Raw genomic sequence first — 24345 nt, forward strand, 5'->3', positions numbered from 1 at the left:
CCCTACCGCCAAGGCGGGCTACCTTGGGGCGTCCAACTGACGTCTGAGCTCGCAGGAGCCTCATCAAGTGATCGAGCAACACAGACGACGGCGGGCAAGTCCCGCCGTCGTCCGTAGTGTGCCATCCGCGGCAAGGCGCCGCCAGCGAGGTAAGCCGCGAGCGCCGCTAGCTCTGGCCTGAAGACACTGCCGCAGCGAAGGCGGTGATGTCGGCAGCGGCGGCGCTGTTGTCGAAGTCAACCTGGCGGGCATCCTGCCATTGGCAGGAGTTGGCCTGCGCCCCGGCCCAGAAGGTTTCCCAGTTGGCCAGCTTCCATTCGTCCCTCGGGTAGCCCCTGTGTATCAGCCGCTGGCGGAGTGCTTCACCGGCGAGCCTGACATTCACCACCACCAGGTCCGCCGCGGGCCAGTTGTGGCGTACCCGGACCTTGGACAGGTAGTCCTTGTCTGCAAAGAACTTCCCGAAGGGCGCGTCCAGGACCACCGAGTTGCCGGCCATGAGGTTGTCCCGCGTAAGGTCCAGGATGGACTCATACTCAAGGGGCATGATGACGTTCTGGTAGAACTCGTTATTGTCCCGTTCGTTGGGGTCCGAGTTGTTGAGTGTCAGCAGCAACTCGGTGAAACGGATGGTGGCAGTGTCCTTGTCTATGTACGCCGCCCCGTACCGCTGGGCAATGAGCCGGCTGACACTGGACTTTCCGGAGCCAGCCGGGCCGATCACAAAGAACACTTTGGGGGTGGTGGTTTTCAACTGCCTGTTCTTCCTTGAACCTGGGAACCGTGATCATTGCCGGGGCTAGACCCGGGTGACGGCGCGGCGGTCTTTGACGAATATGCCGTATGACAGTGCTCCGACGATCAGCAGCGCGCCACCGATGAGGAACACCAGCGTGTAGTTGCCGCCGGTCTCGTTCAGGATGTAGCCCGTGACGATCGGCGCCACAGCTGCACCGAGGAATCCGCCGAAGTTTTGGATCGCGCCCAGCGAGGCCACCTGGTTGGATTCAGCGATGTCCGCTGCCAGAGTCCACAGCACGCCAATGGGAACCTGGGCCGCGAAGTAGCCCACGGAGAGCAGCACAATCGCCAGAGCCGTGTTCTCCACATAGGCCACCGGCAGGACGGCCGCAGCCGCCAGCAGCGCGCCTCCCACAATAGGAATCTTCCGGGCCGTGATGGCGGGGATGCCGCGTTTGATCAGCTTTCCGGAGAGAATGCCGCCGGCCAGGACACCGATGATGCCGCAGAGGAAGGGCAGACCGGCTAGCCACCCGATCTGGCTCAAGCTGAAGCCGCGAGCCGTCTGAAGGTAGCTCGGCAGCCAGGTGAGGTAGACCCATACCGTGTAGAAAATGCCGAACGCGCCCAGGACCATGAACCAGGTGTTCTTCTGTTTGAGGAGTTCACCCCAGCCGGCCTGCTTCTCCTTGGGCTTTTGCTCATCCTCGAACTCCTGACCCTTGATGATGAACTGTTCCTTCATCGTGGGGTCGCGGTAGATCCGGAGCCAGACGAGCGCAATGACGACGCCGAGGGACCCGATGACAACAAACATGCCCCGCCAGCTCATGGTGAGCATGAGGAAGGTCAGCAGCGGCGGCGCAATCGCGTTGGCAATCTGTGAGCCGGTGTTAACGATTGACACGGGAAGCGCGCGCTCGGTCTTGTTGAACCATTTGTCGGCCACTTTGAGCCCCGAGGTGAAGAACGGGGATTCGGAAATGCCCAGTGCAACGCGTGCAGCGTAGAGGAAGCCGAAGGAGTTAGCCAGCGACGACAGCATGGACACAACGGACCAGAGCCCTGCTGCCCAGGCGAACATCCGCTTGGGCCCAAACTTGTCCACCAGGTAGCCGGCGGGAAGGTTCGCGATGGCGTACGGCCAGGAGAACGCGGACAGCAACAGACCCATCTGCAGGGTGTTGAGCCCGAATTCCTTGGCGATGGTGGTGTTGGCGATGCTGAGGTTGTTGCGGTCCAGGTAGTTGATGATCCCGCCGACGACGAGCAGCGCGATCAGGTACCACCTGATCTTCACGCTCTTCAGCGGCTTCGCCTCGGGCGATTCGGTTTCTGCTGAAGCTTGGCTCATGCAGCTCACTCCTTTGTGTTCTGGTTGACAGGGTGCCGGGCGGCAGTTTCTGTCGGTTTTGGGGTTGGTTGCCCGGCGTTAGCCCCGGGCGTCACTGATTGCTGTGAGGAACGTTCGCGCAGCGCGGGCGACAAGCCCGTAGTCGCCGTCGTTCTGGGCTGCTTTGGTGACAAAGCTTCCGACGCCGACAGCTGTCACGCCCGCCGCGAACCACGCGCCGACATTCTCAGGCGTCACTCCTCCGGACGGCATGATTGGAGCCTGCGGGAGGGGCGCCAGAATTGTTTTCACGTAGGCCGGGCCGCCGAGTTCGGCGGGGAACAGCTTGACGATGTCCGCCCCGGCCTCGAGCGTGTTGAGCACCTCGGTGGGGGTGAACGCGCCGCTGGCGGTGACCGCCTGGTACCGGTTGGCAGTGGCGATCATCTTGGGATTCAGCTGCGGGCTGACGAGCAGCCGCGCCCCTGCCGAAACCGAAGCATAGGCTGCTTCGGCGTCGAGCACGGTGCCGGCTCCCACAACAATTCCCTGGTCGCCGTACTTATCGGCGAGGCGTTCTATGACGCCAAGCGCACCGGGAACGGTCAGCGGGATCTCGACGGCGCGGATGCCGCCGTCGATGGCGGCCTCGGCAACCCGGTAGGCCTCGTCGGCCGAATCCAGCCTGGCGATCAGCAGGGCGCCGGTTCGGACAATGGTCTCTAGGACTTCAAATTTGTTTAACATCAATTAAGAGATTACCCCAAATATTCACAAATCCGAACAGCATGTGAAAACTTGTTAAGATAGTTTCAACGACGTCCCGAAGGAGTTCCGCGTGAGTCCCACAGCACGGCCATTGATCCCCGAGCAGCGCTACCAGGAGATCCTCCGTCTGCTCCGGCGCGAAGGCGTCCTGAGCATCCGCAGCCTCACGGACTACATGAACGTCTCCCACATGACAGTCCGGCGGGACATCACCGCCTTGGAAGATCTGGGCCAGGTGGTCTCCGTTCAGGGCGGCGTGCGCCTGGCGGAATGGACCAGCCAGGAGCCGCCCCGGGAGCGCGAATTCAGGGCACAGCTGGAACTCCCGCGCAAGCAGGCAATCGCAGAACTCGCTGCGCAGTTCGTGGAGGACGACATGGTGGTGTTCCTGGATGCGGGCACCACATGCCAGTCCGTGGTCCCCTACATTGGCGGGCGGAAGAACGTCACGGTGGTCACCAATGACTTCTACGTGGTGACGAGCCTGTTCGCCTATCCGAACATCGAGACGATCCACACCGGCGGCGTGGTGGATCCGTCCAGCGCGTCCAGCTGTGGCCGCATCGCGGCTGAGGCCATCAAGTCCATCAACATTGACCTTTTCTTCCTCAGCACCGGCACCTGGAACATGTCCCGCGGTGTCACCACGCCGTCCATGGACAAGGTGGAGGTGAAGCTCGCCGCGCTGGAGGCGTCGTCGTCGTGCTTCCTGCTGGCCGACAGCTCCAAGTTCGGCACCGTGTCTAAGTTCAACGTGGCCCCCATTGAGAAGCTGGATGCCGTGGTAACGGACGACCAGCTCCCAGGGGAGATGCAGGAGAACATCCGCGACCTGGGGGTTTCCGTGCACGTGGCGGCGCTGCGCAAGGAAGCGACAGCCTAGAACGGAGCCTACGGCGGACCCGCTGAAGCAGAGGACGACGGCGGTGCGCACTGCCGCCGTCTGGTCCGGGTTGGTACGCAGACCAATAAGGTGCCGCTGGATTTAGGCTGGCTTCCATATTATCCGGGGATTGCTCTGGATAGCATTGGGTGTCCGGACAGAGCCGTCCGGACGGACGCCAATGTCAGAAAGAAGCACATGGCCGCAGCTACAGTGGACGACATCCTGTCGGATCTCCCTCTGGGTTTCGCTAGCCTCATTCTTCGGCCCTCCCGCGCCGATTCACCAATCGAACGCTTTCTCATCGTCGACGCCGACGACGAAAAAGCCGAAGGCAGGGGCGCGTTCGTCCTGCTGATCGGGGTTCGCGGGCGCTCTGCTTTGCCGGCGCTGCGGCGCCTGCTGAAAAATCCTCCGCTCGTGCTGGCCGTCAAAGGCAGCCCCGAGGACCTGGGCGAAGCTGAAGAACTGCTCCGGGCGGCAGGAACAGGTCTCCTTCTGGTGGACCCGGCTGCGGACTGGGACCGGCTCCTGTCCATCGCGAAGGACCGGATCCAGCCACCCAGCTACCAGAGCGAAGTGCTGACCCTGCTGGAGGAAGACCTCTTCGCCATCGCCCAGACGACGGCCCGCCTGACCTCGAGCCACGTGGTCATCGAGGACGCCGCCAACAAAGTCCTGGCGTACTCGACGGTGTCCAACGACATCGACGAGCTGCGCAAGGCGTCGATTCTGGCCCGCCGCGGTCCGCGCAAATACGAACTCCTCCTCAAAGATCTTGGCGCCTACCGGGAACTGCATCGGACTCGCCTTCCTGTCAGGGTCCCGGCCAGGCCCCAGGACGGCCTGCGGGAGCGCGTCGCCATCAGCCTGTTCGCAGGCGACCGCATTATGGGGTACATCTGGCTCCAGGAAACCGGCGAAGGATTCGGAGCGGACGTTGACTATGTCCTGACCGGATCAGCCGCCCGGGCGTCAGCCGAGCTGATCCGCTACCGCAACCAGCAGTCCGTGCACATGCGCGAGGACCGGATTGCCCGCGTCCTTTCGGGGGCTGCAGAAGCGGCGGCAACCGCCCACAGCGCGAAAATTCCCGCCGACCACCCAACCGCCCTGATCCTGATAGGAATGTCAGCCGCTGAAGCACAGGCAGACGATGCAGCTCTCAAGCACGGGGAGCTGGCCAATCTCGCGTCCATCCATGCGGCTGCCTATAAACCGTCAGCCATCGTGGGACAGTTCAACGGCGACACCGCCGTGATCATCCCGGCACTTCAGTCCGCCAACGCCGAAGCCGGGCTCCGGAGCCTTGCCGAGGCCATCGTCAGGGACGCCGGGAAGCACCTGGGCATCAGTCCGTACGCGGCAGTCGGACCAATCGCGCCCGATCTTCTGTCGATTCACTCCGTGACCCGCAAAACGGAGGCATTGCTTGGCTGCATGCGGCGGTCAGGGAACGCCCCGGTGGCCACCCTGGACGAATTTGAGGTGGAGGTCCTTTTCCGCGAAGCAGTGGAAAACTTCACAGCCTCGGACTTCCGCCACCGCAGTCTCTGGGCCCTCCTGCGCGGCGATCACGAGCTCGCCGAAACCCTTCGGTCGTACTTCGAGGCGTCGCTGGATGTTGCCGAATGCGCACAGCGGATGAAGCTCCACAAGAACACTGTCTATTACAGAATCAGCAAAGTCAGCCGTGTCACCGGCCTGAACTTCAGCGATCCCCGCCATTCATTGGTCGCTCTCCTTCATATTCAGGAGTGGGCCGGCACACATAAGGAGCACGTGGCCAAGCCATGATGACAGCACTCGATTCGCCGCCTCTTGGCCTGGTACTGGATGAAATTGTCCGCCGCCACCGGCCCCGCAGTGAAGCAGGGTCACTTCCCGCAAATATCCCCCACCTGTCGTCGCTGCCGTTTGACCGTTTCGGGATTGCCGTCGCCACCGTGTCCGGGGACGTGTTCAGTGCCGGCGACGCCGATCTTCCCTTCTCGATCCAGAGCATCTCGAAGGTCTTCACGCTGGCCATGGCGCTGAGCGCCGGTGACCCCGCGGCGCTATGGTCCCGGGTCCTCCGTGAGCCGTCGGGGACGTCGTTCAACTCTCTGGTCCAGCTTGAGGTGGAGCACGGGATACCCCGGAACCCGTTCATCAACTCCGGCGCGCTCGTGGTGACCGACCACCTGATGGGGCGATACCCCGACGCCGCAGGCGAGGTCCTCCGCTTCCTCACCGATCAGGTGGGTCACCAGAGCGGAAGAAAGGGTCCTTTCATCGACGAGGTCGCCGCCAGGAGTGAGCTCTCCAACAGCAGCCGCAACCTGGCCCTCGCCCATTTTCTGAAGGATTTCGGAAACCTGCGCCGGCCCGCCGAGGCAGTTGTGGCGAACTACGTCAGACAGTGCTCCATCATGATGACCTGCGTGGAGATGGCGAAGGCCGGCCTCTTCCTCGCACAGGGCGGACGCGGAGCGTTTGGAGCTGTGGTCTCCCGGAGCGAGGCGAAGCGCATCGGCTCCGTCATGCTGACCTGCGGCATGTATGACGCGGCCGGCGAGTTTGCCTACCGCGTGGGCCTTCCGGGGAAAAGCGGCGTGGGCGGCGGGATTCTGGCGATCGTCCCCGGAGAGTGCTGCATCTGCGTCTGGAGTCCCAGGCTGGACTCCAAGGGCAATTCCCTGGCCGGAACGGCTGCCCTCGCCGACCTGTCCGACCGCACTGGGTGGTCTGTTTTCTGATTCGGCCTGATTTCCGGTCTCGATCCTGATTTTGTCTCTTCCGCTAAGGCCTGTGGGCTTCTTCGCGCCTACCCGCCGGAACCTTCCTTCCATTCTCGACAGCTCGAAAGGAACCAAATGTCCAACAATCCCACTGCCCCGGCTGGTCTGCACGAGGCCGACGGCGGCCACGCGCACGCCACCGAAAAGCTTCTCCACGCGGAGGACAAGGGCTACCACAAGAGCCTGAAGCCCCGGCAGATCCAGATGATCGCGATCGGCGGCGCCATCGGCACCGGCCTGTTCCTCGGCGCCGGCGGCCGGCTCAACGCCGCCGGCCCTCGTGGACATCACCGCCGCGGCCCTCTACATGAACTTCTTCGGCAAATACATCCCCTGGATGGCCGACGTGCCACAGTGGGCCTGGGCCCTGATGGCCCTCATCGTCGTCCTCGCCCTGAACCTCGTCTCCGTCAAGGTCTTCGGTGAAATGGAATTCTGGTTCGCCATCATCAAGGTCGCCGCCCTGGTCGCCTTCCTCCTGGTCGGCACCTACTTCGTCATCTTCGGCACCCCCGTCCCCGGCCAGGAAACCGGCTTCAGCCTCCTGTCCGATAACGGCGGCATCTTCCCCAACGGCCTGCTGCCCATGATCATCCTGATGCAGGGCGTCCTGTTCGCCTACGCCTCCATCGAACTCGTCGGCACCGCAGCCGGCGAAACCGAAAACCCCGAAAAAATCATGCCCAAGGCCATCAACTCCGTGGTCTTCCGCATCGCCGTGTTCTACGTCGGCTCCGTCATCCTGCTCGCCCTCCTGCTGCCCTACACCTCCTACCAGAAGGGCGTCAGCCCCTTCGTGACGTTCTTCGGCTCCATCGGCATCCAGGGCGTGGACGTCATCATGAACCTCGTCGTCCTCACCGCCGCGCTCTCCTCACTCAACGCCGGCCTCTACTCCACCGGCCGGATCCTGCGCTCCATGTCCGTCGCCGGCTCCGCCCCGAAATTCGCCCAACGCATGAACAAAGCCGGCGTCCCCTACGGCGGCATCGCCATCACCGCCGGCGTCTCACTCCTCGGCGTCCCACTGAACTACCTCGTCCCCACCCAAGCCTTCGAGATCGTCCTGAACGTCGCCTCCGTAGGCATCATCGTCACCTGGGCCACCATCGTCCTGTGCCAGATGCAACTCAAACGCTGGGCCGACAAAGGCTGGCTCAAACGCCCCTCCTTCCGCATGYTCGGCGCCCCCTACACCGGCTACCTCTCCCTCCTCTTCCTCCTCGGCGTCCTCATCATGGTCTTCATCGACTCCCCCCTCACCCTCCTGGTCACCCTCGTCGCCTGCGCCCTCATGGTCGCCGGCTGGTACGCCTGCCGCAAACAAATCCACGAAATCGCCGAAGCCCGCGACGGCTTCACCGGCATGTCCCCCGTCATCGCCAACCGGACGGGCGTAACTTACGACTAGCCGGGCAGCCTAATGATGTGCTGACACCGGCATCCCGCCCGCCGGCAGCCCGACGGGCAACCGTTTGCAATCACGCCGGGGCAGGCGAGCGCCAGGGCAGGCGCGGCGCTCCGGTGCATCCGGTCTCCGCCGCTGCAGACATGCACCATCTGCGGATCTCTCCGCGGACCCATCCGCGTACTGCGCCGGCTGCACACTAGTCGTCAGGCACGGCCGCCGAGTGCCGCGCCCAGACCTGATCATGCAAGCATGATCAGGGCGCATTGGAGTTCACCATGGACAACAGCTCGTTCCAGGCCCTGCAGGACAAAGTGCGGGGCCAAGTCATCACTTCTGACCACGCAGATTATGACGCCGCCCGGGCCGTGTACAACGGCATGATCGACAAACGTCCGGCAGCCATACTGCGTGTTTCGCAGGTGGCGGATGTCATGGCGGCAGTGAATTTTGCCCGAGACGAGGGCCTCGACCTCGCACTCCGCGGCGGTGGTCACAGCGCTCCCGGCTTCGGCACCTGCGACGGCGGCCTGGTGGTCGATTTCGCGGACTGCCGTGGCGTGCGCGTGGATCCGGCCGGCGCCACGGCCCGGGCCGAAGCCGGTACCACGTGGGCCGACTTCAACCACGCCACCGGCGCGTTCGGGCTCGCCACCACCGGTGGCATCATCGGTTCGACGGGCGTCGCCGGGCTGACGCTTGGCGGCGGCGTCGGTTACCTCGCAAGAAAGTACGGGCTGTCCTGCGACAACCTGAAGTCCGCTGACGTGGTCACGGCGGACGGGAAGTTCCTGGTCGCGAGCGCCACCGAGAACGACGACCTTTTCTGGGCCCTGCGCGGAGGCACCGGCAACTTCGGCGCAGTGACCTCCCTGGAGTTCAACCTGCATCCTGTTGATGTGGTCTACGGCGGCGTGGTCATTTACCTGCTGGAGCACGCCGAAGCCGTCGCCCAGCTGTACCGGGACTACATCGCCACTGCCCCCGAGGAAATGGGCCTGTTCCTCGGGTTCCACCAGGGCCCGCCGGTCCCGTTCCTGCCCGAGGAGTACCACGGGAAGCCAGTGGTGGTGCTGGTGGGCGGCTGGACTGGCCCTCACAGCGAGGGCGAGCGGCAGTGGCAGCAGTTCCTGGATGTGGCACCCGTGGCCGGCTCCTTCGTGGGGCCCATCCCCTATCCGGTGCTGAACACGCTCTTCGACCCCATGCTGCCGAAAGGCCTCCAGGCCTACTGGAAGGCCGAGTTCCTGGCCCGGCTGAGTGATGACGCCATCAGGGTCGCGCAGAAATTTGGCGAAGGCATCCCAAGCCTTCAGACCGCAAACCACTACTACCCCATTAACGGCGCCGTCCACCGCGTCGGGCAGGACGAGACCGCGTTTCCATACAGGGACGTCAACTTCGCCGTGGCCATCGCCGGGATGTGGGAGGATCCCGCCGACAACGTGGCGAACACCAAGTGGGTGCGCGACTACTATGCCGAGCTCCACCCCCTCGGTTCCGGCGCGGGCTACGTGAACTTCCTTGACGCCGACGACCAGCCACATATCGAAGAAAATTACGCGGGCAACTATGCCCGGCTCGCCCAAGTCAAGGCCAAGTACGATCCTGGCAACCTGTTCCACGTCAACCAGAACATCAAGCCGGCCGCCTGATTCCTGCCCCTGGCTCACGTGTCCGCCGAACCTGCGGGGTTTAAAAGCCTTCTGCGGCCGATCGGCCTACGATTGAGGCATCCGGGGCACGGCGGGCGACCGGCCGGCGCCGCCCGGGAATGTCGAAGGACCGGCTCATGGACGTTGTCGTCATCGAGACCCCGCAGCTCGGGGACCGCAGCTACCTGATCCATGACGGCAGCGTGGCCCTGGTGATCGACGCCCAGCGCGACACCGACCGCATCGAGGACGCCGCTCGAAGGGCCGGCGTGCGCATCACCCACGTGGCCGAAACCCACGTGCACAACGACTACCTCACCGGCGGCCTGATTCTTGCCCGCGCCCACGGCGCAAAATACCTGGTCAATGCAGAGGATTCGGTGGCGTTCGAACGGGATCCGATTGCTGATGGCCAGACCGTGCAGATCGGCGGGCTCTCACTCCGTGCCGTGGCCACCCCCGGGCACACTCACACCCACCTGTCCTACATCGTCACGACCCCTGAGGGGGAACAGGCTGTGTTCTCGGGGGGAAGCCTGCTCTACGGTTCGGTGGGACGGACCGATCTGCTGGGCCCCGCAGACACCGTCGGGCTGACGCGCGACCAGTATGCCTCGGTCCGCCGACTGGCTGATGAAGCGGGTCCCCGGGCCGGGCTGTTCCCGACGCACGGCTTCGGATCGTTCTGCTCGGCAGGACCCTCCACCGGCGCGGGCTCCTCGACCATCGGCGAACAGCTCGCCACCAACCATGCGCTGACCGACCCTGATCCGGAGCACTTTCTCGCTGAACTCATGGCCAGCCTCTCGGCCTTCCCGTCCTACTACGCGCACATGGCACCAATCAACCTGACGGGCCCCGGGCCTGCGGACCTGAGCCTGCCGGAACCTATGGATGCCGGTGAGCTGGCCGCACGGCTGTCGAACGGCGAATGGGTAGTGGACCTCCGCCGCCGCATGGCCTTCGCCAGCAGCCACCTGCGGGGTAGCGTCAGCTTCGAATACGGGTCCGGGTCGAGCTTCAGTTCGTATCTTGGCTGGGTCCTGCCCTGGGGTGAGAAGCTGACGCTCGTCGGCAGCCGGGACGATCTGAAAAACGCCGTCCGCGACCTCTCGCGGATCGGCATCGACGGCCCGGACGCCGCCGTCGGCACCGAGCCGGACGCGCTTGCTCCCGGCGCCCCCGTGGCCTCCTACCCGCGGGCCGGCTGGGCCGCCGTCGTGCATGAAAAGCCCGCCAATGAACCGGTGCTGGACGTGCGGCGCACGGACGAGTTCGCCGCGTCGCACCTCGCTGGGGCGGTGAACGTGCCGCTGCATGAGCTGCTGGCACGGCTCGGCGAGCTTCCGGCCGGGAAAATCTGGGTGCACTGCGCCACGGGATACCGCGCCGGCGTAGCGGCCAGCCTGCTGCAGAGGGCCGGGCGGGACGTGGTGCAGATCGACGCCCGGTTCCGCGATGCCGGGCCGGCGGGTGTAGCGCTGCACAAGCCCTCGCCGCACTGACGCGCACAGTCAAGGATCCACTTTTCAAAGGAGAACAATGATGGATACAGAAGGCCAAGTAGTCGTCGGCGTCGACGGCTCGGACTCCTCGATAGAGGCGCTGCGCCTCGCAGCCCGGCTTGCCCCTGCACTGGACGCCCGGGTGCACGCAGTAGCGTGCTGGGATTTCCCGCAAATGTACGCCGGCTATGTGCCGCCGGACTTCGCCGCGTTCGAGGCGGCTGCCGCCAAGACCCTGCAGGAAGCTCTCGACAAGGCCTTCGGGGCGAACGCCCCTGACGGCCTGAGCCAGGACCTGATTCGCGGCCCGGCGGCGGAAAAACTGGTGGAGGCAGGCACAGGCGCGCGCATGATGGTGGTTGGACGGCGCGGCCATGGCGGTTTCATGGGCATGCACCTGGGATCAGTCAGTTCAGCCTGTGTTTCGCACGCTGACTGCCCGGTCCTGGTGGTGCATTCCGAGCGCGGCCACCGCACCCACCATCTCTGGAAGGGTTCCAAGGGAAAGGGCGAGACAAAGGCCTAGTCCTACGGCCTGCTCAGCCGCGTCGCCGTAACGCAACGCCGCCGCAACCTCCTGCGGGGCCGGTTCGCATATGCTCAGCAGACAAGCTCAACCTGGCTCAGCGACGAACCACACGGGAGACACCTCATGACCAACTGGCGGATCAGGGATTTCCATTCAGCGGACCTGGACGGCATCCTGCATCTCTGGGAATCGCTCAAGGCCACCAACGTCGAACCCGTCTACGCGCTCTCCGAGGTGCTTGCGTCCTGCGAAAAAGACCACGCCGTCGTGGCAGTGCAGGGCGACCAGGTGGTGGGCGCCGCAGTCGGACGCGCCGCGCACGACCAGGGCTGGATCGTCTTCCTGGCCACGCTGCCCGAGTACCGCGGCCGCGGGATCGGCACCTCGCTGCTGGCCGCCGTCGAAAACCGCATGGCGCCGCACGGGCTGAACAAGCTGTCCGCCCTCATGCCCGAATCCGAAACGCGGGTGGAGGCGTTCCTGAGCCGGGGGTTCGTGCTTAAGAAGAACCTGCGCTACTTCGAACGGACCATTCCCGTCCAGCGCCAGGAGCTCGAGCCGCTCAGCCTGCTCGGCGGACGCGTCCTGGCCCGGGACCTGTGGGAGAACGTGGCCGGCATGCGGCGCGAGAAGGAACTGCTGGAGCGGCGTCTGGTCCTCCCCCTGGCCGAGGCCGACCTCGCCGATGAATACGGCGTGGTCCCGCCGCGCGCCGTCGTGCTTTTCGGCCCGCCGGGCACCGGCAAAACGACCTTTGCGAAGGCGATCGCCTCCCGGTTGGAGTGGCCGTTCGTGGAAGTGTTCCCCTCCCGGCTGGCGTCCGATCCCAAAGGCCTCGCCGGCGCGCTGCGCGAGACGTTCCTGGAGATCGCCGAGCTGGAGCACGCCGTGGTGTTCATCGACGAGGTGGAGGAGATCGCCTCCCAGCGTTCGGGTGAGCCGCCGTCGCCGCTGCAGGGTGTCACCAACGAGCTTCTCAAGATCATCCCGGCCTTCCGCGAACAGCCCGGCCGCCTGCTGGTCTGCGCCACCAACTTCATCCGCGCCCTGGACACCGCGTTCCTGCGCCACGGCCGGTTCGACTACGTGATCCCGATCGGCCTGCCGGACCGCCAGGCCCGCGAAGCCATGTGGCAGCGCTTCATTCCCGCCGCTGTGGTGGACGACGTGGACGTGGAACTCCTCGTGGACCGCACCGAAGGCTTCTCCCCCGCGGACATCGAGTACGCGGCCCGCAGCGCCTCCCAGCGTGCCCTGGAAAAAGCAGTGTACGACGACGGCGGGCTGGCGTCCGGGGGCACCGTTTCCGTCCGCGAGGCCGTCCGGAAGGGGCCGGCTACGGAGGACTACCTGGACGCGATTGGCGAGACGCGCACCACGGTGAGCCAGGAGGTCCACGAGCTGTTCCTTGAGGACATAGACGCCCTGGGCCGGGTGTAGGGGGCGAAGTGATCCTGTTCCTGACGATCCTGAGCGGGCTGGCCTGGACCGTGGTCTACGTTGACGCCATCCGGATCGGGTTCAGGGACCGGAGCTATGCCATTCCGGCAGCGGCGCTGGGGCTGAACTTCGCCTGGGAAGTCATCCATGCGTCGCATTCCGTGGCCACAGGAATCACCGCGCAAGGCGTCTTCAACATCGTCTGGGGCCTGGCCGACGTCCTGATCCTGTACACCTTCTTCAAGTTTGGCAGGTCCGAACTGCCGCCCTGGGTTTCGCAAAAGCTCTTTGTCGGATGGACCGTACTGCTCGGCATCGCGTCATTCGCCGTGCAGTGGCTCTTCGTTGTCGAATTCGGCTGGGAGGACGCCGCCCGCTACGCCGCCTTCCTCCAGAACCTCCTGATGTCCGGGCTGTTCATCGCCATGTTCGTTTCCCGGGGCGGGCCAAGGGCCCAGTCCCTGCTGATCGCCGTGGCCAAGTGGATCGGGACGCTGGCGCCCACCATCGTCTTCGGCTGGTTTGGGAATTCACCCCTGGTCCTCGGTGTCGGGGCCCTCTGCAGCGTCTTCGACCTCGTCTACATCGGCCTGCTCTGGCGCGCCGGAGTCCGGTTCGGGCCCGCTGCCGCCCTTCAGCCCTCCTGATTGTCCGGCGCGGCCGGGCTTGTCTGGAGCGGCTGGCGTCCCTGGCGTGCTCTTTGAGCCATGTCCCTAACCGCCTGCGGCATGCGGTGGCCCGGATGGGCGGCCGCGACCCCCACGAGCTGCACAGGACCGGGACGCCCCTGGAGCTGTTCTTCGACCTGACGTTTGTCATTGCCTTCGGCGTGGCCGGCAGCCAGTTCGCCCACGAGATCAGCTCCGCCATCGCCGTCGCAGCGGGCGTCGTGGTGGTGTTCGCCGGCACCGTGGCCCTTGCCGCCGCCGGGGTTTCCGTGCCCGTTGCCTGCTCGTGATTGTCCTGGCGCTGGGCGCCTCGATTGTGATTGATGAGCGCCGCGGCACCGAACGGCTCCAGGAGGCAATGGACACGCTGGAGCAGCAGGCCAAGGCACCGCACCCGTCCTCCTGAGCCTTGCTTCAGTCCCTGCGGGTCTCCACGGGCTCGACCGGCAGCGTCCCGGACGGCTCAGCCAGCGGTGCGAGCGGTTCCACTGGCTCGATTGGCTCCACTGGTTCCACTGGTTCCACTGCCTCGATTGGCTCCACTGCCGGGACAGTCTCGTAGGACAGCGTCTCGTAGTCGGTGTCGTCCGCCTCGTCCAGCATGTCGTCAAGCTCCGGCAGCAGGAACGGGTTGATGCGTTCGAGGATCTTGCGGATCTCCGGCTCGGCAACGGCCGCGTACAGCACCGGCCGGGCATCGGCGTACCGGGTGACGGGCGGTTTGTCCGGCCATTTTTCCGCCAGTGCCTGCACGCGTTCCGGCAGGGAGTTGTGCGCATTGTCCGCGATTTTCACCAGCGTGGCGTCATGGTCCTCGGCGATGAAGCGGATGCCGGCTTGGTAGTCGTCCGGGTTGTCGTGCAGCCGCTTGGTCACGCGCTCAATGATGCCCACGGCCCGGTCAGAGACGCCCATGTCCAGCAGCGCTTGCCGGGTCATGGGAGTGTCCTCGGCGATGTCGTGCAGGTACCCGGCGATCCGGATGTCGTCGTCGAAATCGGCGAGCGCATCGCCCACGGCAAGCACGTGCTCCCGGTACGGACGCTTGAGCTTGTCCTTCTGGCGGTTGTGCGCCACTTCGGCTAGGACCTTGGCGGTCTCTACGGTGAATCGTGCTTCGAGTGGTCCTTGTTCTGGCATAACCCCAGCGTACCCACTGAAGCCAACTACATGCCCGGCCAGATCCACGGCTGACGCGGCAGGGCGGCCGGGTCGAACTCCGACAGCGCGGAGTCAAGGGAGGCGCCCGGCAGACCCAGGGAATCCAGGATCGTCCGGCGGACATCATCCGCGGGAACGCCAGCCGATGCAAGGTCGGCCAGAGTGACGGCGCCGTCGCGCTTCGCCAGCCGTGCGCCGTCGGCATTCACCACCAGCGGCACATGGGCATATTCCGGCACGGGCATATTCAGGAGGAACGCAAGATATGCCTGCCGGGGCGTCGATGGCAGGAGGTCGTCACCGCGGACCACCTGATCTATGCCCTGCTCGGCATCATCCACGACCACCGCCAGATTGTAGGCGGTCACGCCGTCGTTGCGGCGCAGCACGAAGTCGTCCACAACACCGGTAAAGACGCCGTGCAGGGTGTCCTCCACTGCCCATTCGGTCACGGCCGAACGCAGGCGGACGGCGGCGGGGCGCTCCGACCGCCTGGACTCGAGTTCCGCCGTCGGGAGGTTCCGGCAGGTTCCCGGATAGGCACCCTGGGGGGCATGCGGTGCGGAGGGTGCCTCCTGGATCTCCCGGCGCGTGCAGAAACACTCATAGGTGAGCCCGGCCGCCGCGAGCCGGCTGATGGCTTCCGTGTACAGCGGCCCGCGGTCGGTTTGACGCACGACGGCGCCGTCCCAGCTCACGCCGATGGCCTCCAGATCGCTGAGCTGCTTCGCCTCCGCCCCGGCGCGGGCCCGGTCCAGGTCCTCGACGCGGAGCAGGAACCGCCGTCCGGTGGACCGGGCGAACAGCCAGGCCAACATGGCCGTCCGAAGGTTGCCCACATGCAGTTCGCCGGACGGACTGGGGGCGAAACGGCCGGCGCTACTCATGTCCTCCAGCCTATGCCGGAACACCACAAGAGCCCCTCAGCTACCGCGCACTCCCGGTGAAAGGGGGGGACTCGGTGGCTCAGGGGCTCTTGCCGTGCCGGCTCCGGGCGTCGGAACTCAGTTCCACGAAACCTTGGCACTGCTTGCGGAAAGACGATGCGTGAACAAGTGTCAATCAGCGGCGGCCTCTTTGCGGGAAGCGTCCTCCAGGGGACCGGGTGGTGTGCCGGGGGACCTGTAGCCTGCGGGTTCCGGCGGTAGCCGTCGCCTTGTTGCCACAATTTGAGCAGAAGCCATACAGTAGGCGCAACAGGCTCTCCGCGTAGTGGTCAATCTGACCAAGTTGGGAACAATCCACAGACAGGGAGTGATCAGATTGCAGCAGCTTGACGCCACGGACCGACGGATCCTCGCCGCTCTCGACAACGATCCCAGACTGCCCATCATGGTGCTGGCCCAGCGCCTTGGGCTGGCCCGCGGAACCGTGCAGTCGCGCCTGGAGCGGATGACGGCGTCGGGGGCCCTCCGGCCCAACAGCAGCCGGGTGCTCCCCGCGGCGCTTGGCCGGGGAGTTGCGGCGGCGGTCAGTGCCGAACTCGACCAGAGCCACCTCAATGAAGCCATTGCTGCCCTGCGGAAAATTCCGGAGGTGTTGGAGTGCCATGCGCCGGCCGGCGACACGGACCTGCTGATCCGGGTGGTGGCCACGAGCCCGGACGATCTGTACCGGGTTTCCGAAGAGATCCGGCTCTGCCCCGGGATAGTCCGGACCTCCACCAGCATGTTCCTGCGCGAGGTCATTCCTTACCGGACCACCGGGTTGCTGAGCGGCTGACGGCGCGCCCCCACGCGCCACGCCGATCCTGCGCAAACCATTGGACAAAACTGCGGATAATCTGCCGGTCGTGCTGCGGCGCCGACTGTAGCCTGATTCAGCATTCGCTGTAGCGGTCACAACCGGCAGCCGTTGCACCTCCATCCCAAGGTCTCCGCCAGGGTTCGGTCTCAATAAGGAACTCCATGCGCTCATTTACCCGCTCAATCGCCTCAGTGACGGGCCTCCTGGTCCTGGCTGGGCTCGTGTCGCTTCCGGCTGGCCCCTCGCTCGCCGCAACTGACCCCGCCACCGACGGACCTGCCGCACAGGAAGTGGCCGGAACCCCGCACGGGGACCACATGTACGAGTCGGCACCGGGAGTACCGATGGCCGGCATGCCCACCGGGACTGCCCTCCAGACGGAAGCCGGAGGAACGGCGGCCGCTCCCATGACGGTCAAACTTGTGACGGCCAAGCTGGCCGACAACAAGAACGCCGTATCCATGGCCGCGGCGGACCAGGCGATTGTGGCCACCAGTAACTACTGGAAGGCGATGTCCGGCGGCCGCATCTCCATGACCGTGACGAGCAGGCTGGCGGGGCACCAGTCCGCCGCCACTTCGTCCCAGTCCTACTACGACATCATCAACAAGATCACCGCCGAGCTGAAGTGGACGTACGGCGCCAACACCGCGCTGGTGGTCTTCATCCCGACCGGCACGCTCTCCTACGGCGCACTGGGCGCCGGCTACAGCAGCAACGGCAACAGCGGCCGCGTCCTGATGCCGCAGATCAGCAACTTCACCAACAGCGTGCTCACCCACGAATTCGGCCACGTGCTCGGCTCCATGCATGCGGACGCGCTGCAGTGCGGCAGCGGCATCAACGACGTCAGCACCACCAGCACCGGCCAGTTTGCCGATTCCTCCTGCTACATCCGGGAGTACGGCGACACCACCGACCTCATGGGCGCCTCCCGGTACAGCATGCCGGTGATCAGCTCACCCTTCTGGGATGCCAGGGGACTGGGCCGTGGCGACGAGGTCCGCGACCTTGGCGTGGCATCCGGGGTCAAGAGCTACACCCTGCGGCCCTGGGGCGGGACGCTCGCGAACCGGGCTGTGAAGTTCACCGATCCGGTAAGCCGCGAGGTGTACTACCTTGAGCTTCGGCAGCCCGTGGGCTATGACAGTTACCTGGCTTCCGATTACGCCGGGAACCGGGGCGTGAAAATCGTCCAGCGCGGCGGAGCAACTCCGTCGTCATCCCTGACGCTCATGCCTTCGACCATTCCGTTCAGCGGCTACTACAGCCCGAACCACGCCTGGCAGGCCGGCCGTACCTTCAGAACCCACGCCGGAACGCTGGTGACCGTCAACGCGGTGACGGCCGACTCGGCCACTGTGACCATCAACGCTGACCTAGCACTGAGGACGAAGATCCAGTTTTCCCCCGGCGACTTCAACGGCGACGGCCGGGCGGACGTGGTCTCACGGGAAGCCGACGGCTCACTGTTCCTCCTCGCGGGACAGGCCGGGAACAAAGTGGGAACTCCGGTTAAGATCGGCGTCGGCTGGAACATCTTCAACATGGTTTTGGGCAACGGCGACTTCAACGGCGACGGCAAGACGGACCTCATTGCACGCTCGTCCGACGGCGTGCTGTGGCTGTACCCCGGCACCGGAACGGGCGGCTTCCAGGCCCGAAAGCAGATCGCGAGTGGCTGGGGCAGCCTCAAGCGCATCGTTGCGGCCGGCGACTTCGACGGCGACAAGCGCCCCGACCTGCTGGCCATGCGGACCGACGGATCGTTGTGGCTGTACCCGGGCAATGGAACCGGCGGCTTCCTGCCGGCCAAGCAGGTCGGGGCAGGATGGCAGGGCTTCACGGCCCTCGCAGGGGCCGGCGGACTCCAAGGCACAGCGGGCGTGCTGGCACGCAGCGCTGACGGCACTGTATACCTCTACCCGGGCAACGGAACCGGCGGCTTCCTGCCGCGCAAGACCCTGGCCACCGGATGGGGCAGCGCTTCGGACCTGATCGGCGGCCAGGACTTCACCTCCGATGGGCGCACCGACGTCCTCACCGCGAGCAGCGCCGGCGCCCTGGCGGCGTACCCCGGAAACGGAGCCGGCGCCCTCGCACCCAAGCTGGCCATCGGAACAGCCTGGAACCGGTACACCCAGGTCTGGGAGGCAGGTGACTTCGACGGCGACGGCAAGCCCGATGTCCTGACCCGCACCTCGGACGGCGCGTTGATGCTGCAGCCCGGCAACGGCTCCGGCGGCTTCCGGCCTGCCCGGCAGGTGGGCGTCGGCTGGCAGAGTTTCACCCAGGTGGTGTCCGCGGGAAACTTCAACGGCGCCGGCGGTCCGGATCTGGTGGCGCGGAGGTCGGACGGCTCGCTGTGGCTCTACCCGAGCGACGGAAAGGGATATTTCCAGGCCGCGAAGAAGATCGGAACCGGTTGGAACGTGTTCACCCGGATTCTGGCACCCGGCGACTTCTCGGGTGACGGCCGGAGCGACATCATCGGCCAGTCGGCCGACGGAAAGCTCTGGCTCTACCCCGGCAACGGCACGGGCGGATTCCTGACCAAGAAGCAGATCGGCGTGGGGTGGGGCGGCTTCAACCAGGTGATTGCAGCGAATGACTTCACCGGTGACGGAAAGTCCGACCTGATGGCCCGCACCGCGGACGGCACCCTCTGGCTCTACCCCGGCAGCGGCGCCTCAAGTTTCCTGACCCGGAAGCAGATCGGCACGGGCTGGAACGCGTACCAGTCGCTGGCCAGCGTGGGACGTTTCGCCGGAACGGGCAAGCCGAACGTCATCACCACTTCGGCCGACGGCACCCTCTGGCTTCACACAGGCACTGGAACCGGGGGGTTCCAGAATGTCGTCCTGAACCCGCGCTGACAGATCCTCCTGAGACAGGACTGACAGTAGAGCTGAGGGTTCAACGATGACAGCCGGGCCGGCCGCGGAGGATTCCTTCCGCGGCCGGCCGCTTTTAACCCGGAAAGGCGGCCCGTCGTCAGGCCCGGCCATCTATACGGGCGGGCCGGCATTGGACTTCAGGTTCTTCATCACCAGCGTCGAGGTCAGCCGTTCCACTCCGGGAAGGACAGTCAGCTCGCTATCGTAGAAGCGCTGGTACGACGGAAGGTCCGCGGCGATCACCTTGAGCAGGTAGTCCGGGGACCCAAACAGCCGCTGTGCCTCCACGATGTTCGGGTTCTCAGCAACGCGGTTCTCGAAGATCTCCATCGTTGACTGGTCCACGGTGCGGAGCGTCACGAACACAATCGCCTCAAAACCGAGGCCGACGGCGGCCGGGTCAATGTCCGCCTTGTAGCCGCGGATCACCCCTGATGCCTCCAGATCGCGGAGCCGTCGGTGGCATGGCGCCACCGTCAGTCCCACCTTCGCCGCGAGGGCCGTGGCCGTCATGCGCCCGTCCTCTTTCAGGTGGCGCAAGATATTTCTGTCGATGTGGTCAATCACGCAAGAATCTTACGCCGAGAGCCGGGTTTTGCGCGAAATCAGGGAGCACTTATGGCGGGGATTTGCCTAGGCTTTTCCTGTAACCGCCACTCAGGAGCGCCCCATGAATCTTCAGCTATTTCTGGCCTTTGTGGCCGTCGCCACCGCCCTCGCCTGCACTCCGGGCGTGGACTGGGCCTACTCCATCACGGCGGGGCTGGGGCGCCGGAGCTTTGTGCCCGCCGTAGCCGGCCTGTGCAGCGGTTATCTACTCCACACAGTGCTCATGGTCGCCGGGCTGGCGGCTGTTCTGGCGGGTATGCCGGGAGTGCTCGGCTGGCTCACCATAGCGGGAGCGGCTTACTTGCTGTGGCTCGGAACTGCGACCATCAGGTCCTGGCGCGGTGCAAGCTTCACCGCAGGGGCCGCCGTCGGCAATCCCGGGCAGAACCAGCTCCGGACGTTCCTCCAGGGGATGGGGACCAGCGGCATCAATCCCAAGGGACTGCTGTTCTACCTGGCCCTCGTGCCGCAGTTTGTCAGCGCTGAGGCGCCTCTTCCCGTACCTGTTCAGTCGGGCCTCCTCGGCCTGACGTTCGTGCTGTTGGCCGCGATCGTCTACACCTGCGTTGCACTCCTGTCCCGGAAGCTGCTTCAGTCCCGGCCTGGTGCCGCCCGCACCGTGACCCTCGCCAGCGGCATCATCATGGTGGGCCTTGGCGCAGCACTGCTCTCCGAACAGCTGCTTCCCCTCCTTGCCAGGCTCGCCTAGTTTCCGGCCGGGCAACCACGGGACCTCAGGTCTTACGCTCCATGAACCACTCGGTGAAGGCCGTCGCCCGACCGTCGGGGCCAAGCCGTATCACCCAGAGGTTCTCATAGCTGGTCCTGTCATCGAGATAGGTGGTGCGTCCTTGCACGAAGGCGAGGTCGCCGTCGGCTCCGAGCACGGACCACTCGAACCTCCAGTCCTCGGGCTCGTCCGCAGAGGCAAGCCACCGCTCCACGATCTGCTCACTGCCCCGCCATGCGTCCGGGTCATAGGGTCTGGTCGCGTAAACGGCGTCCTCAGTGAACAGCGCCCGGATGTCGTCGGGAGCATTGCTGGTCCAAGCCGTGATGTACTTTTCCATCCACAGCGTGATTGCGTCGGTCATTTGTCCGTTGTACCGCCGCCGGCCCACGCCCACAAGAGCCAGCCCGCAACCGGCAACGCCGAGGGCCAGCCCGGCGGGCCATCGCATCAGTCCCCGCCGAACTGCTTCCATTCCTGTTCCCACAGCCTGCGCTCCTCGACGTCCTTGCGGATGACCTCGAAGGTTTCGAGCTCGGCACGCCGGCGCCGCCAGTCGCGCGGATTCAGGGACTTGCGGCCGTTGTCCAGCACCAGCAATGCGCGGTCGGTCAGCGCGTCGTTGCGCAGCGCCATGCTGGTCTTGCGCCGCCGCAGGACCTCCTTCAGTGCCTGCTGCGCATGCTCGTGGGCGCCAAGCCGGCGCAGCGAGCGCGCGCGGACCAGCAGCAGGGCGGCGGACAGGTCGTCGGCGTTGAGCAGCCCCTCGGTCCAGACCACCACCTCGTGGTCCCGCCCGAGCGTGTGGGCCAGCGCGCACCTCGCCAGGGCGGTAGGCAGCGACGGCGGCAGCATGCCCAGCGCTTCCAGCGCGGCTTCCGTCTGCCCCGTCTCCCGCAGGGAATGGGACAACGCGAGGAACACCGATTCCTCGCTGAACAGCACGGGGACCTCGATGCGCTCGGCGACTTCCACCCGGGTGACCACGCGCGTCAGGTAGCTTGCCGCGAACTGGTTCGCGTCGTCGTCGTTCTTGGTGGTGAGGCCGCGCTGCAGCAGCTCCACAGCACGGAGGTAGCCGCCCTGCTTGTGGGCGAGCAGGCCAGCCATCACGTAGCAAAGTCCCGACCAGCCAGGGTACTCACGGCCAACCGCAATCAACCGGTTGGGGTCGGTGCTGGCGAAGATGGCGTCGTAGACGGACTTGGCCGCCTTGCCGGCGAGGCGCTTGAGCCTGGGCACGGTGCCGTCCACACTGATCAGGGCCCCGCCCCGGCCGCCCAACACCCCGTGGATCAGGCCGCCGACGCCCTCGGCTATTTCCCGTGCGGGCGTCCGGACCTGGCCGGCGCCGAAGGGGGTGAGGTCGCGGGTGTCGCGGTAGATCGGTCCTGGAATCTGCCCGGCGGTCATTCCTCCATGCTAGTGGCCACGCGAATCTAGCCCGAAGCCACGCCCACCCACACGCCGATCACCCAGGTGCTCGCGGCCAGGCAGGCCAGGCCAAACTCCACGAGGATGCCCAGGCCTGTGGCTTTGAGGGCGGCCCAGCTGGTGGTCAGGGCGGTGCGGAAGTTGCGGGTGCGCTGCATCTCGCTGAGCAACAGTCCGGCGGCGAACCCCACGAACAGGCCCACGACGGGGATGATGAACATGCCCGCGATACCCAGCACGATCCCGGCCGCCACGCTCCGGTTGGGGATTCTGTGTTCCTTGAGCTTGCGTCCCGCCAGCACCGCACTGGCCGCCATGCCCGCCAGCACGAACACCATGCCGATGCTGAAAACCACCCAGCCGGTGGCGCCCTCGCCGCCCCAGATGGCCCAGGCGAGAAGGCTCAGCCCGATCACGAGGCTGCCCGGCAGCACGGGGATGACGGTGCCGGCCACGCCCACCAGGATGGCCAAGCCACACAGGACGGTCACTACGGTCTGGGCGTTCATTCCCCCAGTCTAGGGTTCCGGCTCGTCAGGGCGCTCCCTGACGAACGACGACGGCGGTGCCTCCCCAGCACGGGAGGCACCGCCGTCGGGCTTTCAGTCAGCCGTTGTCAGCTGCCGCCCTGGCAGCCGGTCAGACGGCGTCTTCCGCTGCCGCGGCAGCCACTGCAGCGGTGACGGCCGGTGCCACCCGCGGGTCCAGCGGGCTGGGCACGATGTAGTCGGCGGACAGTCCTTCCTCGGCCAGCTCGGCGATGGCGCGGGCTGCAGCAAGCTTCATGGCGGGGGTGATGCGGCGGGCGCCCGCGTCGAGGGCGCCGCGGAAGATGCCGGGGAAGGCCAGCACGTTGTTGATCTGGTTGGGGAAGTCGCTGCGGCCGGTGGCCACAACGGCGGCGTACTTGGCGGCAACCTCGGGCAGCACTTCGGGGTCCGGGTTGGACAGCGCGAAGACGATGGAGCTGTGGTTCATCAGCTTGAGGTGCTCCTCGTCCAGCTTGGAGGAGGAGACGCCGATGAAGACGTCGGCGCCGAGCAGGGCCTCACCGGGACCGCCCGCAATGCCGCGGGGGTTGCTGCGCTGCGCCATCTGGGACTTCTTGCTGGCGGGGTCCGCGGCAATATCGGCGCGCTCGGCGTTGATGACGCCGCGCGAGTCCAGCAGGACCACGTCCTTGACGCCGGCCGTGAGCAGGATTTCAGCGACGGCGATGCCAGCGGCTCCGGCGCCGGAAACCACGACGCGCAAGCCTTCGAGCTCGCGGCCGGTGACCTTCGCGGCGCCGGTCAGGGCTGCGAGGACCACGACGGCGGTGCCGTGCTGGTCATCGTGCATAACCGGGCAGTCCAGGGCCTCGATGAGCTTTTCTTCGAGTTCGAAACAGCGGGGGGCCGAGACGTCTTCGAGGTTGACGGCACCGAAGCTGGGGCGCAGGCGGACAAGCGTTTCCACGATCTCGTTCACGTCCGTGGTGTTGAGGACCAGCGGAATGGAGTCCAGCTCGCCGAACGCCTTGAACAGGGCGGACTTGCCCTCCATGACAGGAAGGGATGCGCTGGCGCCGATGTTGCCGAGGCCAAGCACGGCGGTTCCGTCGCTGACCACCACCACCAGGCGCTGGGCCCAGGTGTGGGTCTTGGCGAGATCCGGGTTGGCGTGGATGGCGCGGCTGACCTGGGCGACACCCGGTGTGTAGGCGATGGAAAGATCGCGCTTGTTGGCGAGGGGGACGGTGCTGGCGATGGAGAGCTTGCCGCTCTCGTGGGCCGCGAAGATTTCCTGCTCCGTCAGCGCTTCGGCCGCGGTGTTGTCAATGGTGGCGATCGTTTCAGTGGACACGTCGTTGTCTCCTGGGCTAGCCGTGGGCGCACGGCACAGTATGGCTCAAGCATTGGAGCTCAAGATGGTCAGGTGCGTGCTTCGCTGACGGCCCAAAGGGTGGGGGTCCGTCCGGAAGCCCGCGGGTACGGGTTGCTAGCCACTCCGGTCCTGCAATGGTAACCATTGCGCGGCCGCCTGTTTGCCAGCGGAGGGACCACTTGACGTGGTTTG

The 24345-nt window shown here is 65.7% G+C and carries 20 protein-coding genes and 3 pseudogenes; 13 read left to right on the plus strand and 10 right to left on the minus strand.

Features of this window, described 5'->3' with window-relative positions; translation table 11 throughout:
* Positions 1 to 166: 166 nt before the first annotated feature.
* From AC1DD3_RS05305 to AC1DD3_RS05315, 3 genes are all read right to left on the minus strand, one after another.
* Positions 167 to 754 carry a P-loop nucleotide/nucleoside kinase family protein gene (locus tag AC1DD3_RS05305; RefSeq protein WP_230118518.1) on the minus strand — a complete coding sequence of 196 codons (588 nt, stop codon included), beginning with the start codon at positions 752 to 754 and terminating at the stop codon, positions 167 to 169.
* A 45-nt stretch (positions 755 to 799) separates the two neighbouring features.
* A complete protein-coding gene (locus AC1DD3_RS05310; protein WP_230118516.1) occupies positions 800 to 2095 on the minus strand; it encodes an MFS transporter in 1296 nt (431 codons plus the stop codon).
* A 78-nt stretch (positions 2096 to 2173) separates the two neighbouring features.
* Positions 2174 to 2821: a bifunctional 4-hydroxy-2-oxoglutarate aldolase/2-dehydro-3-deoxy-phosphogluconate aldolase gene (locus AC1DD3_RS05315; protein ID WP_230118514.1), complete on the minus strand. Its 648-nt coding sequence runs from the start codon at positions 2819 to 2821 to the stop codon at positions 2174 to 2176.
* Between the two features lie 91 nt (positions 2822 to 2912).
* On the opposite strand from AC1DD3_RS05315, the gene AC1DD3_RS05320 reads away from it, so the two are divergent.
* The 10 genes and pseudogenes from AC1DD3_RS05320 to AC1DD3_RS05365 form a co-directional block, all read left to right on the plus strand.
* Positions 2913 to 3725 carry a DeoR/GlpR family DNA-binding transcription regulator gene (locus AC1DD3_RS05320; RefSeq protein WP_230118512.1) on the plus strand — a complete coding sequence of 271 codons (813 nt, stop codon included), beginning with the start codon at positions 2913 to 2915 and terminating at the stop codon, positions 3723 to 3725.
* Positions 3726 to 3923: 198 nt separating this feature from the next.
* The gene (locus tag AC1DD3_RS05325) at positions 3924 to 5522 is read left to right on the plus strand and encodes a PucR family transcriptional regulator (protein WP_476881137.1); all 1599 of its coding nucleotides are present in this window, start codon (positions 3924 to 3926) and stop codon (positions 5520 to 5522) included.
* A complete protein-coding gene (locus AC1DD3_RS05330; protein ID WP_476881138.1) occupies positions 5519 to 6463 on the plus strand; it encodes a glutaminase in 945 nt (314 codons plus the stop codon). The genes AC1DD3_RS05325 and AC1DD3_RS05330 overlap by 4 nt, the downstream gene beginning before the upstream one ends.
* A 117-nt stretch (positions 6464 to 6580) precedes the next feature.
* A pseudogene (locus AC1DD3_RS05335) lies at positions 6581 to 7916 on the plus strand (amino acid permease).
* A 275-nt stretch (positions 7917 to 8191) separates the two neighbouring features.
* Positions 8192 to 9568, plus strand: a complete 1377-nt coding sequence (locus AC1DD3_RS05340; RefSeq protein ID WP_230119860.1) for an FAD-binding oxidoreductase — start codon at positions 8192 to 8194, stop codon at positions 9566 to 9568.
* 137 nt (positions 9569 to 9705) lie between these two features.
* Positions 9706 to 11073 carry an MBL fold metallo-hydrolase gene (locus AC1DD3_RS05345; protein ID WP_476881139.1) on the plus strand — a complete coding sequence of 456 codons (1368 nt, stop codon included), beginning with the start codon at positions 9706 to 9708 and terminating at the stop codon, positions 11071 to 11073.
* Between the two features lie 37 nt (positions 11074 to 11110).
* Positions 11111 to 11599 carry a universal stress protein gene (locus tag AC1DD3_RS05350; RefSeq protein WP_354962169.1) on the plus strand — a complete coding sequence of 163 codons (489 nt, stop codon included), beginning with the start codon at positions 11111 to 11113 and terminating at the stop codon, positions 11597 to 11599.
* A gap of 126 nt (positions 11600 to 11725) precedes the next feature.
* Positions 11726 to 13042 carry an ATP-binding protein gene (locus AC1DD3_RS05355; protein WP_230119862.1) on the plus strand — a complete coding sequence of 439 codons (1317 nt, stop codon included), beginning with the start codon at positions 11726 to 11728 and terminating at the stop codon, positions 13040 to 13042.
* 8 nt (positions 13043 to 13050) lie between these two features.
* The gene (locus AC1DD3_RS05360) at positions 13051 to 13689 is read left to right on the plus strand and encodes a transmembrane-type terpene cyclase (RefSeq protein WP_230119863.1); all 639 of its coding nucleotides are present in this window, start codon (positions 13051 to 13053) and stop codon (positions 13687 to 13689) included.
* Positions 13690 to 13784: 95 nt separating this feature from the next.
* Positions 13785 to 13910: pseudogene (locus tag AC1DD3_RS05365) on the plus strand (low temperature requirement protein A); the annotation flags it as partial.
* A gap of 352 nt (positions 13911 to 14262) precedes the next feature.
* Here the strand turns inward: AC1DD3_RS05365 and AC1DD3_RS05370 are convergent.
* Positions 14263 to 14850, minus strand: a pseudogene (locus tag AC1DD3_RS05370) (HD domain-containing protein); the annotation flags it as partial.
* 26 nt (positions 14851 to 14876) lie between these two features.
* On the minus strand, positions 14877 to 15758 hold the full coding sequence (gene gluQRS / locus AC1DD3_RS05375; RefSeq protein WP_476881140.1) for a tRNA glutamyl-Q(34) synthetase GluQRS: 882 nt from the start codon (positions 15756 to 15758) through the stop codon (positions 14877 to 14879).
* A 376-nt stretch (positions 15759 to 16134) separates the two neighbouring features.
* Here gluQRS and AC1DD3_RS05380 point away from each other — a divergent pair, with 376 nt between their 5' ends.
* Together AC1DD3_RS05380 and AC1DD3_RS05385 are read left to right on the plus strand one after the other, a co-directional pair.
* Positions 16135 to 16593, plus strand: a complete 459-nt coding sequence (locus AC1DD3_RS05380) for an Lrp/AsnC family transcriptional regulator (protein ID WP_476881218.1) — start codon at positions 16135 to 16137, stop codon at positions 16591 to 16593.
* A gap of 185 nt (positions 16594 to 16778) precedes the next feature.
* Positions 16779 to 19493 (plus strand): FG-GAP repeat domain-containing protein, encoded by a 2715-nt coding sequence (locus AC1DD3_RS05385; RefSeq protein ID WP_476881141.1) that lies wholly within the window; start codon positions 16779 to 16781, stop codon positions 19491 to 19493.
* A 132-nt stretch (positions 19494 to 19625) separates the two neighbouring features.
* Here the strand turns inward: AC1DD3_RS05385 and AC1DD3_RS05390 are convergent, their stop codons facing one another.
* Positions 19626 to 20081 carry an Lrp/AsnC family transcriptional regulator gene (locus tag AC1DD3_RS05390; protein WP_230119868.1) on the minus strand — a complete coding sequence of 152 codons (456 nt, stop codon included), beginning with the start codon at positions 20079 to 20081 and terminating at the stop codon, positions 19626 to 19628.
* Between the two features lie 103 nt (positions 20082 to 20184).
* Here AC1DD3_RS05390 and AC1DD3_RS05395 point away from each other — a divergent pair, with 103 nt between their 5' ends.
* Positions 20185 to 20832, plus strand: coding sequence for a LysE family translocator (locus AC1DD3_RS05395; RefSeq protein ID WP_230119869.1), 648 nt, complete (start codon positions 20185 to 20187; stop codon positions 20830 to 20832).
* A gap of 25 nt (positions 20833 to 20857) precedes the next feature.
* Here the strand turns inward: AC1DD3_RS05395 and AC1DD3_RS05400 are convergent, their stop codons facing one another.
* From AC1DD3_RS05400 to AC1DD3_RS05415, 4 genes are all read right to left on the minus strand, one after another.
* Positions 20858 to 21217 (minus strand): nuclear transport factor 2 family protein, encoded by a 360-nt coding sequence (locus AC1DD3_RS05400; RefSeq protein ID WP_230119870.1) that lies wholly within the window; start codon positions 21215 to 21217, stop codon positions 20858 to 20860.
* Between the two features lie 86 nt (positions 21218 to 21303).
* Positions 21304 to 22266, minus strand: a complete 963-nt coding sequence (locus AC1DD3_RS05405; protein ID WP_230119871.1) for a tetratricopeptide repeat protein — start codon at positions 22264 to 22266, stop codon at positions 21304 to 21306.
* Positions 22267 to 22292: 26 nt separating this feature from the next.
* A complete protein-coding gene (locus AC1DD3_RS05410) occupies positions 22293 to 22796 on the minus strand; it encodes a DUF456 domain-containing protein (protein WP_230119872.1) in 504 nt (167 codons plus the stop codon).
* Positions 22797 to 22926: 130 nt separating this feature from the next.
* Positions 22927 to 24132, minus strand: coding sequence for an NAD(P)-dependent malic enzyme (locus AC1DD3_RS05415; protein ID WP_476881142.1), 1206 nt, complete (start codon positions 24130 to 24132; stop codon positions 22927 to 22929).
* Between the last annotated feature and the right edge of the window lie 213 nt (positions 24133 to 24345).

The organism is Arthrobacter sp. 05T444 (assembly GCF_056395905.1).